At 68.9% G+C, this 13,816-nt stretch carries 16 protein-coding genes and 1 pseudogene; 4 read left to right on the plus strand and 13 right to left on the minus strand.

All coding sequences use genetic code 11. The features are described from left to right. Window positions 1-13: 13 nt before the first annotated feature. Genes U3A55_RS05595 through U3A55_RS05630 form a run of 8 tightly spaced genes read right to left on the minus strand, consistent with a single transcriptional unit; the run spans window position 14 to window position 5,094 of the window. Entirely contained in the window at window positions 14-1,657 is a 1,644-nt protein-coding gene (locus U3A55_RS05595; RefSeq protein WP_330990489.1) for a bifunctional N(6)-L-threonylcarbamoyladenine synthase/serine/threonine protein kinase, read from the minus strand. A 15-nt stretch (window positions 1,658-1,672) separates the two neighbouring features. Beyond that, a complete protein-coding gene (locus tag U3A55_RS05600; protein ID WP_330990490.1) occupies window positions 1,673-1,804 on the minus strand; it encodes a 30S ribosomal protein S27ae in 132 nt (43 codons plus the stop codon). Further along, the gene (locus tag U3A55_RS05605) at window positions 1,805-2,131 is read right to left on the minus strand and encodes a 30S ribosomal protein S24e (RefSeq protein WP_330990491.1); all 327 of its coding nucleotides are present in this window, start codon (window positions 2,129-2,131) and stop codon (window positions 1,805-1,807) included. 52 nt (window positions 2,132-2,183) lie between these two features. Further along, window positions 2,184-2,720: a GTP-dependent dephospho-CoA kinase family protein gene (locus U3A55_RS05610; RefSeq protein ID WP_330990492.1), complete on the minus strand. Its 537-nt coding sequence runs from the start codon at window positions 2,718-2,720 to the stop codon at window positions 2,184-2,186. Continuing rightward, window positions 2,720-2,917, minus strand: a complete 198-nt coding sequence (gene spt4, locus U3A55_RS05615; RefSeq protein WP_330990493.1) for a transcription elongation factor subunit Spt4 — start codon at window positions 2,915-2,917, stop codon at window positions 2,720-2,722. The genes U3A55_RS05610 and spt4 overlap by 1 nt, the downstream gene beginning before the upstream one ends. Then, window positions 2,918-3,478, minus strand: a complete 561-nt coding sequence (locus tag U3A55_RS05620; protein WP_330990494.1) for a DNA-directed RNA polymerase — start codon at window positions 3,476-3,478, stop codon at window positions 2,918-2,920. Continuing rightward, window positions 3,479-3,859, minus strand: a complete 381-nt coding sequence (locus U3A55_RS05625; RefSeq protein WP_330990495.1) for a PIN domain-containing protein — start codon at window positions 3,857-3,859, stop codon at window positions 3,479-3,481. Beyond that, a complete protein-coding gene (locus U3A55_RS05630) occupies window positions 3,856-5,094 on the minus strand; it encodes a translation initiation factor IF-2 subunit gamma (protein ID WP_330990496.1) in 1,239 nt (412 codons plus the stop codon). The genes U3A55_RS05625 and U3A55_RS05630 overlap by 4 nt, the downstream gene beginning before the upstream one ends. A 100-nt stretch (window positions 5,095-5,194) precedes the next feature. Between U3A55_RS05630 and U3A55_RS05635 the strand changes: the two genes are divergently transcribed. The 3 genes from U3A55_RS05635 to U3A55_RS05645 are packed head-to-tail and all read left to right on the plus strand — an operon-like array spanning window position 5,195 to window position 7,606. Beyond that, window positions 5,195-6,208, plus strand: a complete 1,014-nt coding sequence (locus U3A55_RS05635; RefSeq protein WP_330990497.1) for a lysylphosphatidylglycerol synthase transmembrane domain-containing protein — start codon at window positions 5,195-5,197, stop codon at window positions 6,206-6,208. Window positions 6,209-6,237: 29 nt separating this feature from the next. Further along, the gene (locus U3A55_RS05640) at window positions 6,238-7,209 is read left to right on the plus strand and encodes a DUF5787 family protein (protein ID WP_330990498.1); all 972 of its coding nucleotides are present in this window, start codon (window positions 6,238-6,240) and stop codon (window positions 7,207-7,209) included. A 49-nt stretch (window positions 7,210-7,258) separates the two neighbouring features. Then, window positions 7,259-7,606 carry a hypothetical protein gene (locus U3A55_RS05645; RefSeq protein WP_330990499.1) on the plus strand — a complete coding sequence of 116 codons (348 nt, stop codon included), beginning with the start codon at window positions 7,259-7,261 and terminating at the stop codon, window positions 7,604-7,606. Here U3A55_RS05645 and U3A55_RS05650 read toward each other — a convergent pair. From U3A55_RS05650 to U3A55_RS05665, 4 genes and pseudogenes are all read right to left on the minus strand, one after another. Further along, window positions 7,603-8,427, minus strand: coding sequence for an MBL fold metallo-hydrolase (locus U3A55_RS05650; RefSeq protein WP_330990500.1), 825 nt, complete (start codon window positions 8,425-8,427; stop codon window positions 7,603-7,605). The two genes, U3A55_RS05645 and U3A55_RS05650, sit on opposite strands and share 4 nt — an antisense overlap. Continuing rightward, window positions 8,428-9,765: an ATP-binding protein gene (locus tag U3A55_RS05655; protein ID WP_330990501.1), complete on the minus strand. Its 1,338-nt coding sequence runs from the start codon at window positions 9,763-9,765 to the stop codon at window positions 8,428-8,430. It lies immediately after the preceding gene. 52 nt (window positions 9,766-9,817) lie between these two features. Further along, a pseudogene (locus U3A55_RS05660) lies at window positions 9,818-10,033 on the minus strand (RDD family protein); the annotation flags it as partial. A gap of 274 nt (window positions 10,034-10,307) precedes the next feature. Next, a complete protein-coding gene (locus U3A55_RS05665) occupies window positions 10,308-12,080 on the minus strand; it encodes a flippase activity-associated protein Agl23 (protein ID WP_330990502.1) in 1,773 nt (590 codons plus the stop codon). 125 nt (window positions 12,081-12,205) lie between these two features. Between U3A55_RS05665 and U3A55_RS05670 the strand changes: the two genes are divergently transcribed. Further along, a complete protein-coding gene (locus tag U3A55_RS05670) occupies window positions 12,206-13,351 on the plus strand; it encodes a thiolase family protein (RefSeq protein ID WP_330990503.1) in 1,146 nt (381 codons plus the stop codon). 170 nt (window positions 13,352-13,521) lie between these two features. Here the strand turns inward: U3A55_RS05670 and U3A55_RS05675 are convergent, their stop codons facing one another. Next, window positions 13,522-13,800, minus strand: coding sequence for a hypothetical protein (locus U3A55_RS05675; RefSeq protein ID WP_330990504.1), 279 nt, complete (start codon window positions 13,798-13,800; stop codon window positions 13,522-13,524). Window positions 13,801-13,816: the final 16 nt, after the last annotated feature.

The following is a 13,816-nucleotide window of genomic DNA, read 5'->3' on the forward strand; positions in this document are numbered from 1 at the left end:
GAGGCGGACTAAATCAGTTGGGGGAGCGATAGCGGCCGCGCCCCAGAATCTCGTCGAGCTGGTCGAGCACGTCGGGGTCGCCGTGTTCGCGGTAGGCGTCCGCGGCAGCGGCGAGGAGCGGGTCGGGGTCGCTGGCGGTGCCAGCGAGGCTCTGCTGGAACACGTGGAGATCCATCGCGTAGTCCTCCACGTCGTCCGTGTAGTACCCGAGGCCGAAGTCGATGAGGTAGACGCGGCCGCTGTCCGTCCCGCCGTCCCGACCCGGCTGTTCGGTCGTTTCGCGCGGTTTCGCGACGCGCGCGTTCCGCGTGGTCGGGTCGCCGTGCACGAACCCGGCGTCGTGAATCGCGGCGAGGTGGCGCGCGGTCTCGCGGACCGCGGTCTCGGTGAGGGCGTCCCGGAGGTCGTGGTGGCCGACGTGCTCGAACTCGATAGTGCTCTCGGGCACGTCCACGTCGAACACGACCGGCGTCGGAACGCCGACGCGGCGCGCCTCGCTCGTGAGGCGTGCTTCGAGGACGGTTCGGTCCCGGCGGAGCCGGGAGTCGAGGGCGGCGTGCCGGTACGCCTTCGGCCGCCGGTGTTTCGTGACGGTGTCTCCGAGGGAGACGACGGCCTCCGCGCCCTGCACGTCCGCCGCGCCCGCGGGTTGGAGGACGCTCGTCTCGCGGTCGCGCCACGTCACGGGCACCTCGTCCGGCCGGTAGTTCGAGTCCACGGCGGAGTCGGCTATCGAGATGGTGTCGCCGGCGTCGTACATCTTCGCGCCCAGAATCGCTATCATACCCGCGTTGTCCCGGAGAAAGCGGGGTTCGGGCGCGTAGAACTGTGCGCCGCGCTGCTCGCACATGGATTCGAGCATCCCGCGGAGCCGGGCGTTCTGGCCGACGCCGCCACCGAGGACGAGTTCGTCGCGGCCGGTGAGGCCGAGCGCGCGCTCCGCGACCTCGGTGAGCATCCCGAAAATCGTTTCTTCGAGACCACGACAGACGTCGTCGACGGGCGTGCCGTCGTCCACCTCGTCCTTCGCCGCGGACATGATCCCGGAGAAGGAGAAGTCCATTCCCTTCACGACGTACGGGAGGTCGACGTACTCGCCCTGTGTCGCGTGCTCCTCGACCTTCGGGCCGCCGGGGTGGCTCCAGTCGAGGTGGCGCGTGAACTTATCGAGGGCGTTCCCGACGCCGGTGTCCATCGTCTCCCCGAGCACGCGGTAGCGGCCGTTGTGGTACCCGAGAATGTGGGCGTTCGCGCCCGAGGCGTTCAGGCAGACCGGCGCGTCGAACCCCGCGTAGTGCCGGCCGACCTCCAAGTGGGCGACCATGTGGTTCACGCCAACGAGCGACACGTCGAGCGCCTGCGCGAGCGACCGCGCCGCGGTGGCGACGATGCGGAGACACGGCCCGAGCCCGGGGCCGCGCGAGAACGCCACCGCGTCGATCGGGCCGTCCGCGCCGTCGAGCGCGTCCGCGATAACGCCCGGAATCGCGTCCCGCATGTGTTCGGCCGCCTCGCGCGGGTGAATACCGCCCTCCGCGGGCTGGTAGACGTCCGAGTGAATCGTCACCGCCCCCGCATTCGAGTCCTGCAGGTCAGTAGTCTCGTACACGGCCGCGCTCGCGCACCACGCGGTCCCCTCGACACCGAGAACGCGCATCAAAAGAGTGTTACCTTACTCCCACTCGGTGTACCCGCACTGCCCGCAGTGCTGGCGGTCACCGTGGTCCGCGAGGAACGTATCCCCGCACCGGGGGCACTGTTCCTTCACGACCTCGCCGTCCTCGTAGTACTCGTGTCGCGCCATTTATTCCTCACCCTCGGCTTCCGCGGCGTTCGCGCCCTCCTCGGACTCGGCGGAGATCTTGTTCCGGTCGAGCATGTACTCCTGCTCCACGTCGATGGCGGACTCGGCGGAGTCGTACACCTTCGCGTACCCGACGGTCTTGCGCATCCCGAACTTCGTGTCGAGGCTGTGCACGACGACCTCGTCCGAGTTCTTGTCGAGCTGGGCCGCGAGACTGTCGCGAACGGAGAGACGGGAGGGAGACACGTCCTCGTGTGTGATTTCGAACGAGACCTCGGTCCGGTGGAGCAGGGGGTTGTCGTCCTGCTCCAGAATGTCGATTTCCATGGTCAGTTGTCCCTCACTTGTCTCGGTTCGCTCAAAAGGATTTCGAAGCCCCCTACGACTCCAGTAGCCGCCAGAACGCCTCCTCGGTTTCGAGGAGGGCGAGCAGGTCCCGTACCTGTTCTTTACGGTCGCTGTCCACGTTCACGAGCACCATTCCCTCGCCGGGCTGGCCGTACACGACGGACGCGCCGACGGGCGCCGCGACGACCGCCGGCAGGGACGCGAGGTCTTCCTCACCATCGACGACGAGGAGCGTCGTCTCCGCGCGGCCGATTGCGTCCACGAGCGCCTCCACGAGCTCGTGGGAGAGCGTCGCCGGGTCGGACGCGACGTGCACGTCCGTGTCCGCATCCGGGAAGCCTTCGACGATCTCCTCGTCGACGGCTTCGCGCTCGGTTCGGCCGTCGACCACGGCGACGTGCGGCGTCGCCCCCGCGCGTTCCAGGTGATAGGTGACGACATCGCCGACGGCGATAATCGGGCTGCCGGCGTCCGCGAGGAGCGCCTGCGCGTCGGTGTAAATACGGCCGAGCGGGTCCTTGAACTCCGCGCGCGCGGACTTCGGAAGTCGAGCGACCGTTCGGGGCACTATCGGACCTTGAGCGCGTACTCGCCCGCTTCCGTGACTTCCATCTTCTCCGCGATTTCGGACTGCTCGGGGTGCGTGATGACGACGTAGCCCGCCCAGTCCTCCGTGAGCGAGTTCGACCCGCAGTAGGGACACGTCTCCTCGTCCGGCTCGACGATGCGGTGGCAGTCGTGGCACGCCAGTCGGTTCGACGCCATCTACCGGCCCTCCTCTTCCTCGCGCTTCTCCTGCAGCCAACCGTGCTTCCCGAGACCGGGCTGCTTCGCCGTGAGGCCGATTTTGGACTCGCGGGGGTTGCGCTCGTCGATGCTCTTCGTGACGATGCGCGCCCGCACGGAGTCGCCGACGCTGAGAACCTGATTCGACTCGCGGCTGGCGAGCTGCTGGTTCTCCTCGTCGTACGCGAGGTACTCGTCGGAAATCTGGCTGACGTGCAGCAGGCCGTCCACGGGGCCGATGCCGACGAACGCGCCGAAGTTCACGACCTCCACGACCTCGCCGTCGATGACCTCCTGCATCTCGGGGTCGAACGCGAGCGCGTCGAACTCGGCCTCGTAGTAGACGCCCGGCCGGTTCGGGAGCACCGCGCCGTCCCCGATTTCGTGGACGTCGGTGACAGTGACGATGCTGCCGAGGTCCTCGTCCATCCGGCCCTCGAGTTTGTCCTGCAGGAGTCGTTTCACCAGGTCGGGCGTGACGTCCGCCAGGTGTTCGGGAGGAACTTCGATCGTGTCCGTGAGGCGTGCTCGCTTGTACATCTATGGTTGAGTGCGTGTGAGTTGATTCCGGCCCCGTAAATGAATTACTGGCACGCCCGCGTCGAGCAGGCGTTCCTTCAGGGGGGCGTCGTTCGTGACGACAGCGTCCACACCGCCGGCGGTGGCGAGCGCGTGAACGGCGTCGTCGGCGTACGATTCGTCCGTTTCGACCGTGTCGCAGCGGGCCGCGAGGTCCGCGCCCACGCTGGCCGCCCGTCCCGCCTCGCCACCAGACTCGGAGAGCGAGTCGAGTTCGGCGACGACTGTCGACGGAACGACCGCGTCGTACGCGCCGACGAGGCGGTCGAGTTCGTCGAACAGCCGAACGCCGGCTTCGACGGGCATCATCAGCGCGTTCGCGTCCACGGCCACTCGCGTCATCCGTCCAGCGTCCCGACGCCGATGAGCCGCCAGCGCGCGCCGACGCGGCGGTTGATGGCGATTTTCGAGCCCTCCTTCGCGCAGACGGGGCGCTTGAGCTGGACTTCGCACTCGCCGTCCCGCGCGCTCGTGACAGCGCCAACGGTGGTGGCGGTGCCGACCGTGAGCATGAGCGGTTCGCCCGTGTTGATGGGGTCGACCGTCTCTCCCTCCTCCGCGCCGACGAGGCGGTCGAGGAGTTCGACGCTCATGGTGAAGTCGTTCCAGACCGGCGGAAGGGCGTCGGGGTGGCCGGCGACCTGGCCGGCGAGCGCGTCACCCTTCGTGAGAGAGGGGTCGAGACCCGTGCCGACGCCGAGCAGGCCGCCGGGCGTCGCGGCGTCCACCATCTCGCCGCCGGCCTGAATCGACCGCACGTCGGTGGTGATGGGGCGCCACTCGGTCTCGCCGCCCTCGTCCACTTCGCGGCCGGGACGAATCTCGAAGTCGTCGCCCTCCTCGAGTTGTCCCTCGACGAGGCTGCCGCCGACGACGCCGCCCTGGAGGCCCTCCCAGGTGGTGCCGGGACGGTTGATGTCGAAGGACCGCGCGACGAACATCTCGGGGTCCGCGTCGGGGTCGCGGTCGGGCGTCGGAATCTCGCGCTCGATTGCGTCGATGACGAGGTCCGTGTTGATGTCCTGTTCTGCGCTCACGGGCACGATGGGCGCGTCCTCCGCGACCGTTCCCGCGACGAACTCCTGAATCTGCTCGTAGTTCTCGCGCGCCTGCTCCGCGTCCACGAGGTCGACCTTGTTCTGCGCGATGACGACGTTCTCGATGCCGATGATGTCGAGCGCCATCAGGTGTTCCTCCGTCTGCGGCTGCGGGACGGGTTCGTTCGCGGAGACGACGAGCACCGCGCCGTCCATCAAGGCCGCGCCGGAGAGCATCGTCGCCATCAGGGTCTCGTGGCCGGGCGCGTCCACGAACGACACCGTTCGCAGAACCTCGGTCTCCACGTCGTGTTCGGGACAGGTCTCCTCGACGGTGAACGCTGCGGGTTCCTCGCACTCGGGACACTTGCGGAACGTCGCGTCCGCGTACCCGAGTCGGATGGAGATGCCGCGCTTCATCTCCTCGGAGTGCTGGTCGGTCCATTCGCCGGACAGCGAGCGCACGAGCGTCGTCTTCCCGTGGTCGACGTGTCCGACGAGGCCGATGTTCACCTCCGGTTGTCGATTGTTTTGGGCCATTGAGTAATCTTGCGTGATTTTCGCCCCGAACGCCTGATAAACCTACTGTTACAGTTCGACGCCCGTCAGCTACATCCCGCCGCCGTCCCCAGTCGGGGGCGTGGACACACCCGTCGAAACCAGGTCGGTTGTCGTCGGCTTCCTCGCGGGAGGCGTCGTCACCGGTCTCCTGCTGTGGGTCGTCGGCGTCGGAACCGTCGTGGACGCTCTCTCGCGGGCGCGGCCGCGCCGCCTCCTGCTCGTCGTCGCGGCGGCGGCCTGCTGGCTGGTCGCGTGGGCGCTCAGCCTCCGCACCGTCCTCCGCGTGCTCGGCCGGGACGTGAGCGTGCCGCGCGCGGTCGCGGTGTACGCCTCCACGGCGTTCGCGAACAACGTCACGCCGTTCGGGCAGGCCGGCGGCGAGCCGTTCAGCGCGTACCTCATCTCGCGGGAGACGGACGTGGAGTACGGCACGGGGTTCGCGGCGATTTCAAGCGTCGACGCCCTCCACTTCGTCCCGTCGCTCACGCTCGGCGTCGCCGGGTTCGGCTACCTCGCCGCGACCGCGACGCTCGGCGACCAGCTCACGTTGGTCGCCGCCGCCGTCGCCGTGCTCGCGGTCGGCCTGCCCGTCCTCGTCTATCTCGGGTGGACGAACCGCGACCGCGTCGAGCGCGGCGTCGCCCGCGCCGTCGCGCCCGTCGCTCGCCTCGTCGGCCGCGTCGTCCCGCGACTCAGCACTCCGGACGCGGCCGCCGTGGAGGCGCGGGTCGCGGAGTTCTTCGCCGCCATCGACCGCGTCGCCGCGGACCGCCGCGGTCTCCTGCTCGCAATCGCGTTCTCCGCGCTCGGCTGGCTCGCGCTCGCCGCGTCCCTCTGGAGTTCGCTCTACGCGCTCGGGTACGCGATACCGTTCGTCGTCGCGCTGGTCGCCATCCCCGTCGGCGACCTCGCCGCCGTCGTCCCTATCCCCGGCGGTCTCGGCGGCCTCGAAGCCCTCCTCGTGCTCGTCGTCGCCACCCTCACGCCGGTTCCGGCGGGCGTCGTCGCCGCCGCGGCGCTCGTCCACCGCGTCGCCACCTACCTCTTCCCGATGGTGCTCGGCGGCGCCGCGGCCGCGGTCATCGCCGACTAGCTTTTCCGCGACGACACCCTCCCGTACCCATGCGCGAGTTCGCGTTCGAACTCCAGCTCTGCGCGCACCTCGAATCCCGCGAGGACGTCGTGAGCCGACAGCTCGGCGCGAGCGTCCACGGTACCGGAAACCGAATTCTCGACGTGGTGACGGTCGCGCCCGGCCCGCAGTTCGACGAGCGCGTGGCGCTGACACCGGACGAAATCCCCCCGGGCGTACTGAACGCGGACGTGGGCGTGGGACGGTGGCGGCGCGTGAGCGCGGCGTTCGACGGACCGCCGGAGCGCGCCAATCGGCTGGCGGAGGCCGGTGCGGACGCCGGGTTCCTCGAACTCGACCGGAAGAGCGGGCAGCGGGTCGTGCGGCAGGTCGCGCGCTACCCCGAGAGCTGGTTCGGCCGACTCGTGGGTATCGAGAACAAACCCGACCTCGGGACGCCCGGCGACCTCGACTTCCAACTCCGGCACGACGCCGCGCTCGGCCTCGTGGACGAGGTGGTGTTGGCGACGGAGTCGTACGTGACGCGTGCGCACCTGAACCGGATTCCACCGGAAGTCGGGGTGTGGCGCGTGGATTTCGAGCGCGACGACCCAATCGAGGTCGTACGGGAGCCGACGCCGCTCGACCCGTCCGCGCCGGGCGTGGAACTCCTGGAGGAGCGCGGACTCGAAACGAGGGTCGCGTTCGCGTCGCCCGGCGAGAAGGCGGAGAAGCGCCGACGGCTGGCGGAGCGCGCGTTCGGGAAGGGGTGGCGGACGTACGACCTCCCGGCGTGCGCGGAGAGCGAACTCGGAGCGGAGGCCGGCGCGGAGACGCTCCCGCACTGCGCGTTCAAGCGCCGACTAGTGGACGCGGCAAGCGAGTGCGGTCCGGACTGTCCGGGCTACCAGTCCGGGGACGCGCCGGACGCCGACCTCGACGGGGAACGCGCGGCCCGAACGGCGTGGACGCCGGATGCGGGCGAGAAGCGAACGCAGACGGGACTCGACCGTTTCAGTTGATAGGAGTTCCTGCTAAAGTTTTATGCCCGAGAGTGTTCTGTTCTCGCGCATGAGTCTCGTAATGACAGCGGGGGAGCGGTCCTCGCGGCGGGGTCGCGTGGTCCTCGCGGCCATCTGTGGAGCGCTCGCGGCCGGCGCTGGCGCGCTCGACACCGCGCACACCCAGCCGATGCTACTCGCCGGCCTGTTCGCCACGTACGCCGCCCTCGTCTTCGTCGCGCTCGACCACCCCGCGGTGTTCGGCACGTCCGGCGACACCGCCGCCGCCGGGTTCACGGCCATCGCGACGATCGGCGCGTTCGGCATCGCGTTCGCCGCGCGGGGGTTCGCGTACGCGCCCGCCCTCCTCGGCCTCGGACTCGCCTACCTCGGGTTCGCGGTCGGCGCGTCCCGCTAGAGTTCGTACTGTTCGCCGTCCACCGCGAGCGGGTCGCAGAACGCCTCGTCGGCGGGATAGAAGTGCGAGACGTGGACCAATCGGGTTTCGTCGGCGTCGAGTTCGTCCGCCAGGGCGAGCGCGCCCTCCTGCGTCATGTGCTTCGTGCCGAACGTCCGCGGAATCCCGTCGCTGTCCTCGTGACGGCCGCCGATCGGGTGGTGGTCGCAGAGCGCGGCCGGGACGATGGCGTCCGCGAGCAGGAGGTCGGCGTCCCGCAGCGCGTCCCGTGACTTCGTGGGCACGTCGTACGTCGTGTCGCCCGTGAGCGAGAGTTTCGCACCCGTCTCGGGGTCCTGCACGACGACGCCGTAACAGACGAGCGGCGGGTGGTCGACCGGAACGAGCGTCACGTCGAACCCCGCGGCCGTGAAGGTCTCCGCGGGCGCGTGCCCGTGGACGGTGACGGGGTCGAGGTAGTCGTACTTCTCCCGCACCGTTCCCGCGACCGACTGGTCGGTCTTGGGGTCGCGTTCGTTCGTCGCGTGCACGGGCAGCCGGTCGACCAGTCGGTACGCGTTCCCGAGGCCGTCGAGGTGGTCGAAGTGCACGTGCGTCACAACCGCTTCGTCCGGGAGGGGCACGTCGTGCGTGAGGAACTGCTGGCGGAAGTCGGGGCTCGCGTCGATAAGCAGACTCTCGCCGGTGCGCTCGTTCTCGACGTGCACCGAGAACCGAGTGCGTTCCACGCCGCGCGCACGCGCTTCCAGGCAGGTGTCGCAGTCACACCCCGGCGTCGGCGTGCCGGTCGTGTCGCCCGTTCCGAGAAGCGTGACGCGCATCTAGTGCGTGTGGACGGGGTCGTGTTCGCCCTGCGATTCCTCCGCGTCCTCGCCCTCGCTGGAGTCGCTGTGCGTGAGCGCGTCCTCGAGGTTGTCGAGGTTCCGGAGGTGGTCGCGCTCCTCGAACTGCTGGACTGCACCGAGCAAGTCCGCCTGCGTCAGCGTCGTCCGGTCCTCGGTGAGCGCGTCCAGCACGGCTTCGCGCATCACGAGACGGAGGTCGCTTCCCGTGAGACCGTCGGTCTCCGCCGCAATCTCCTCGGGGTCGAAGTTCTCGATCTCCATGTCGTGCGTGATGAGGCGGAGGATGTCCGCCCGCATCGACTCCGACGGGTTCGGGAACGCGAGAATCTCGTCGAAGCGCCGCCACACGGCCGAGTCGAGGTCGTCCGGGTGGTTCGTCGCGCCGATGAGGAGAACCTCGTCCCGAATCAGGCTGATCTCGTCGATGCTCTTCAGGAGGGTGTTGACGGCGCGCTTGATGGCCGCGTGCTCGTCCGAACTCCGGGTTTTCGCGACGAAGTCGAACTCGTCGATGAAGAAGATGCACGGGGAGAGCCGGCGCGCCACCTCGAACACCTTATCGACGTTCTTCGCCGTCTCGCCGAGGTACTGACTCGTAATCATCGACAGTTTCACTTCGACGAACGGGAGGTCGAGACTGTGTGCGAGCGCCTTCGCCGTCGACGTCTTCCCCGTGCCCGGCGGCCCGACGAACAGGAGTTTCCCGATTTCGTACAGGCCGACCTCGGCGAGGAAGTCGCGGTGTTCGATCGCCTTCCCGACCTTCCCGATTTCGGCCTCCTGCTCGGGCGTGAGCACGAGGTCGTCCATCGTCACGTCGATTTCGGCGGGTGCGCGGACCTCCACGAGGTCGAGCATCTCCTCGTCCTCCTCGTCGAAGAACTCCGCGAGCAAGCCGTCTATCCACTGCGGGTCCGCGCGAACCGGCCGGTTCTCCTCGCGCGCGGCCTCGTAGTCCACGCCCTCGCGGTCCTCGAACTCGTGCGCGAGCGCCGGGTTCCGGTTCAGTCGGTCCGCGTCAGCCCGCTCGTCGTACCACTCGCGCGCCATGTCGTCGTTCACGAGGTTCAGCCGCCCGCTGAAGGTGTCGCGGTCGGTGAACATCAGTCCCGAAATCTCCCCCCACGGCTCGGTGATTCCCGTGGCCTCGGTGACGGTTTCCTCGTTCACCGTCGGTGAGTCCGGCACGCCGTCCTCGGCCCAGAACGCCTCCCGCAGGTGCGGCGGGAGGTCGTCCTCGTCGAGACTCGGTGTGCGCCCGTAGACGCGGGCAGTGAGGAGAACTTCGATGACGTCGAGCGCCCTTTCGCTCATCGCATACCCTTGCCGTGCGACCCGCTTAAGACCGTCGCCGAGCGAACAGGTGTCAGTAGCGGTAGGTCGCGTCCACGACCACGGTGCCGGCGAGCGTGTCGAAGAGGCGCTGTCTGCGGTCGGTCGACGCCATCATCGCGAGCGCGACGAGCAGCGACAGGACGCCGAGGTTGAATATCGCGGGGAGGTTCCGCACGAACGCCTGTCCGACGGACGCCTCACTGCCGTTCTCGTCCACGACCCGGATGTCAGCCGCCATCTTTCCGAGCGTCTGTCCGTAGAGTAGCCCTCCAGCAGCGTGCCGTAGAGCGGGTAGAGCACGACGACGTAGAGGATAGCGAGGGCTTCCGAGACCTGCGCGAACACCAGGAAGCCGGCGATGGCGGCCACCAGGAGGACGATGATGTCGAGTACCTGTGCGACGATGCGGTCGCCGACAACCTTCGTATCGGCCGGTTCAGGGCGGCGTTTTGACATGTGCTGACACGAGCGCGAAGCACACGTAGGTCTTTGGGTGACCGGACGCGCGGCCGCGACGCCCGCTAGGCGTCCGTGCGGACGTAGATGGCGAGGTCGCCGTGGCCGGACGTGAGGTAGCGGGGGAACGTGTAGCGCGCGTACCCGTCGAGGCGGGACTCGATGTCGTCGCTCTCGCGGTCGAGCGTGATGACGACGGGCGGCGGGGTGTCGGGGAACTCGGTGACGGACTGGACGCTAGAGACGTTCGAGCCGTACTGGTCGAGATACCACGGGAGGGGGAGGCGCGCGAACCACCCGGGGTACGCGCCACCCGCGTCACCGGGGACGTCCCAGTCGTTGATGGTGAACTCCTGGCTCCCGGTGGGATTGTGGAACTCGTCGCCGTAGAACAGCACGTCCACGCCGTCGTTCGACTGCGACACGTCGCGGATGTCGTGGAGGACCGGCTTCATGTCGCCGCCGGGCTGGGCGTACTGAACGAGCGGGTTCTCCGTCGACTGGTCGTGCGCGAAGGACGCGCCGGCCGCGACGCCGCCGGTCATCACGGCGCTGAGCGTGAGCGCGGCGACGACGCCCGCGGCGAGCGACGGGCGGTCGGTGGCGAACGCCTCACGGCCCATTCGGTAGAGCGCGGCGAGCGCGACGGCGGCGGGGACGGCGAGCGGAACGACCACGTGAACCGCCGTCCACCCGGCGAGGATGTCCGTGATGGCCGCGTACCCGAAGACCGACGCGAACCCCCAGTACGCGCAGAAGGCGACGAGGTCGCGGGGCGAGCGGCCAGTGTAGCGGTCGGCGACGAACCCGACGACGGCGAGCGGGAGGAGCGAGGGCGCACCGACGATGGTGATTTCGAGGAGTTGGCCGAGGAACTGGACGGTGGAGTGTGCGTGCATGCTCGCGCCGCCCCACGTCCCGATGAACTCGAACCACACGCCCACGGTCGCTTCGTGGAGGACGGGAATGAGGGGGCGGCCGCCGGCGAGCGCGGTCCAGACGTCGGGTTTCGGCGCGTAGAACAGGACGGCGACGAGCAGGGCTTCCGCGACGAGGAAGACGGCGAGCGGGACGTACCGCACCACGGGGTTCCGGATGGCGGCGCGGAGGCCGCCGACGACGTGCGCGACGAGGCCGTGGTCGGGTTCGCGGGGGCCGCCGGCGAGCACGTCCACCAGCCCGAGGAGCCAGCGGTAGACGCGGCGCGTGCCGGCGACGGCGCGGCCGACCCAGCCCCGGTCGCCGGTGACGACGCGGGCGTCCGCGACGAGCGCGAGCGCGCCGAGCCACGCGACCGGGTAGAGCAGGCCGTTCTCCTTCATCGTGAACCCGAGACCGAAGAGGAAGGCGGCGACTGGGAGCCAGCGCAGGCGCCTGGTGTCCCACGCGCGGACGAAACAGCCGACGGCGGCGAACATCACCGCGGCGAGCAGGAGGTCGTTCCGCATGAACCGGCTGTAGTAGAGGAGGAGGGGGTTCGCGGCGAGCAGGACGCCGAGCGCTATCGTCTCGTCGTCCCGCAACCGGGTGCGGTAGAGGAGCGCGCAGAGCGGGAGGAGCGCGCCCGCGAGCGCGGGGAGGAGGCGCATCACGAAGTCGGAGGGACCGAGGAGGTCGAACAGGACGCCGTTCGCGTGCGGGAGGAACGGCCCGTGGATGATCGGGCGGTACTCCCAGGTCCCCATCGCCATGTACTGGAGAATCCAGTCCGCGACGCGGGCCTCGTCCTGGTGGGCGACCCGGTGGCCGAGCTCGTAGAGCCGGACGGCGAGCGCGAGCACGCTCACGGCGAGGAGGGCGGGAAGTGGGCGGGCGAACCGACGGAGGGACCGACGCATGGGTTCGCGTAACGCGGCGCCCGATAAACCGTTTGTCCTCTCCGCTCGCGGCCGGGTGAAAAAACGTCTCGGAACGCACGGCCCGTTGTGGCAGGCTTAAGGCCCTGTGGGCGCGAGACGACGGTATGGGAGAAATGCCCACGCCAGTCGTCGCGAAGGCCGTCCGAACGCCGCAGGGCAAAGAGGACGGCGTGTTCGCGGACACGCGTAGCGAAGACCTCTCGGTGACGCTCATCGACCACATCCTCGACGAGACCGGGCTCGACTCCGAGCACATCGACGACCTGATGTGGGGCGTCGCGCAGCAGCGCACCGAACAGGACAACAACGTCGCGCGCGTCATCGCGCTGCTCTCCGAACTCGGAGAGAACACGCCCGCAACCACCATCAACCGCTGGTGTGCGTCCTCGATGCAGGCCGTCATCAGCGCGAGCGACGCGGTCCGCGCGGGCCAGCGCGACGCCATCATCGCGGGCGGCGTGGAGAACATGAGTCGCGTCCCGATGGGCGGCGACTCCTACAGCCACCTCCACCCGGAACTCGGCGAGAAGTACAACGTCCCCGACCTCCAGATGGGGATGACCGCGGAGAAAGTCTCCGAGGAGTTCGACGTCTCCCGGGAGGAACAGGACGAGTACGCGCTGCGCAGCCACCAGCGCGCCGCGGAAGCCACCGAGTCCGGCCGGTTCGACGACGAAATCGTGCCCGTCGAGACGGAGGACGGTCTGGTCACCGAGGACGAGGGAATCCGTCCCGACACGGACCTCGAAACGCTCGGCGGCCTCCCCACCGTGTTCAAGAGCGACGGCACGGTCACGCCCGGGAACGCGAGCCAGATTTCGGACGGCGCGTCCGCGACGCTCGTCACGAGCGAGGAGTTCGCGGAGGAACACGACCTCGACATCCTCGCGTACGTCGGCGACAACAACGTCGCGGGCGTCGACCCCACCATCATGGGCGTCGGTCCCGTTCCCGCGACGCAGGGCCTCCTCGAGCGCACCGGCGAGGACATCGAGGAGTTCGACCTCGTGGAACTGAACGAGGCGTTCGCGTCCCAGACGCTCTACAGCCAGCGCAAACTCGGCGTTGACGACGATAAGTTCAACGTGAACGGCGGCGCGATCGCCATCGGTCACCCGCTTGGCGCGTCCGGCGCACGCCTGCCCGTCACGCTCATCCACGAGATGCAGAAACGCGACGCGAAGAAGGGACTCGCGACGCTCTGCGTCGGCTTCGGCCAGGGCGCGGCGATCACGTTCGAGCGCGAGTAACTCACCGCTCGCACCGCGAGCGGCTTTTTCACGTAGCTTTTTGTGCGAGTGGTTCCCGCAGCGAGCGCAGCGACGCGAGGAAATCCGACGCGGAAAAAGGTACTCGCGCCAGGGCGCGGCGATCACCTTCAAGCGCGAGTAACTCACCGCTCGCACCGCGAGCGGCTTTTCTACTCGAGGTCGAGCGTGACGAGTCGGCCGAGTTCCGTCCAGTCGTCCTCGGGGTGCTGGAGTCGGTGGACGGTCGGTTGCGCCCACTCGTCGGCAGTGCGGGTCGCGCGGAGTTCGAGCCACTCGTCGCCGGTTTCGGGGACGGCGGCGACGCGGACGCCCGCGTCGTCGTGAGTAGTAGTGGTGACGACGGCGGTGTAGCGCTCGCTGTCGGTGGTGGCGTGTGCGCGGTCGCCGGGCGAGACTCGCGTGAGCGCTCGCGCGAGGGCGTCTGACACTACCTACAGTGAACGA

The organism is Salarchaeum sp. III (assembly GCF_036418315.1).
GTDB lineage: Archaea > Halobacteriota > Halobacteria > Halobacteriales > Halobacteriaceae > Salarchaeum.

Coding starts and splice junctions, on each gene's coding strand:
- spt4 (WP_330990493.1), bottom strand. CDS start 2,917: ATGGCGTCGAACCGACTGGCGTGCCACGACTGCCACCGCATCGTCGAG.
- U3A55_RS05640 (WP_330990498.1), top strand. CDS start 6,238: ATGCGCGAGTTCGCGTTCGAACTCCAGCTCTGCGCGCACCTCGAATCC.
- U3A55_RS05605 (WP_330990491.1), bottom strand. CDS start 2,131: ATGGAAATCGACATTCTGGAGCAGGACGACAACCCCCTGCTCCACCGG.
- U3A55_RS05655 (WP_330990501.1), bottom strand. CDS start 9,765: ATGAGCGAAAGGGCGCTCGACGTCATCGAAGTTCTCCTCACTGCCCGC.
- U3A55_RS05665 (WP_330990502.1), bottom strand. CDS start 12,080: ATGCGTCGGTCCCTCCGTCGGTTCGCCCGCCCACTTCCCGCCCTCCTC.
- U3A55_RS05620 (WP_330990494.1), bottom strand. CDS start 3,478: ATGTACAAGCGAGCACGCCTCACGGACACGATCGAAGTTCCTCCCGAA.
- U3A55_RS05625 (WP_330990495.1), bottom strand. CDS start 3,859: ATGACGCGAGTGGCCGTGGACGCGAACGCGCTGATGATGCCCGTCGAA.
- U3A55_RS05670 (WP_330990503.1), top strand. CDS start 12,206: ATGGGAGAAATGCCCACGCCAGTCGTCGCGAAGGCCGTCCGAACGCCG.
- U3A55_RS05600 (WP_330990490.1), bottom strand. CDS start 1,804: ATGGCGCGACACGAGTACTACGAGGACGGCGAGGTCGTGAAGGAACAG.
- U3A55_RS05595 (WP_330990489.1), bottom strand. CDS start 1,657: ATGCGCGTTCTCGGTGTCGAGGGGACCGCGTGGTGCGCGAGCGCGGCC.
- U3A55_RS05650 (WP_330990500.1), bottom strand. CDS start 8,427: ATGCGCGTCACGCTTCTCGGAACGGGCGACACGACCGGCACGCCGACG.
- U3A55_RS05630 (WP_330990496.1), bottom strand. CDS start 5,094: ATGGCCCAAAACAATCGACAACCGGAGGTGAACATCGGCCTCGTCGGA.
- U3A55_RS05645 (WP_330990499.1), top strand. CDS start 7,259: ATGAGTCTCGTAATGACAGCGGGGGAGCGGTCCTCGCGGCGGGGTCGC.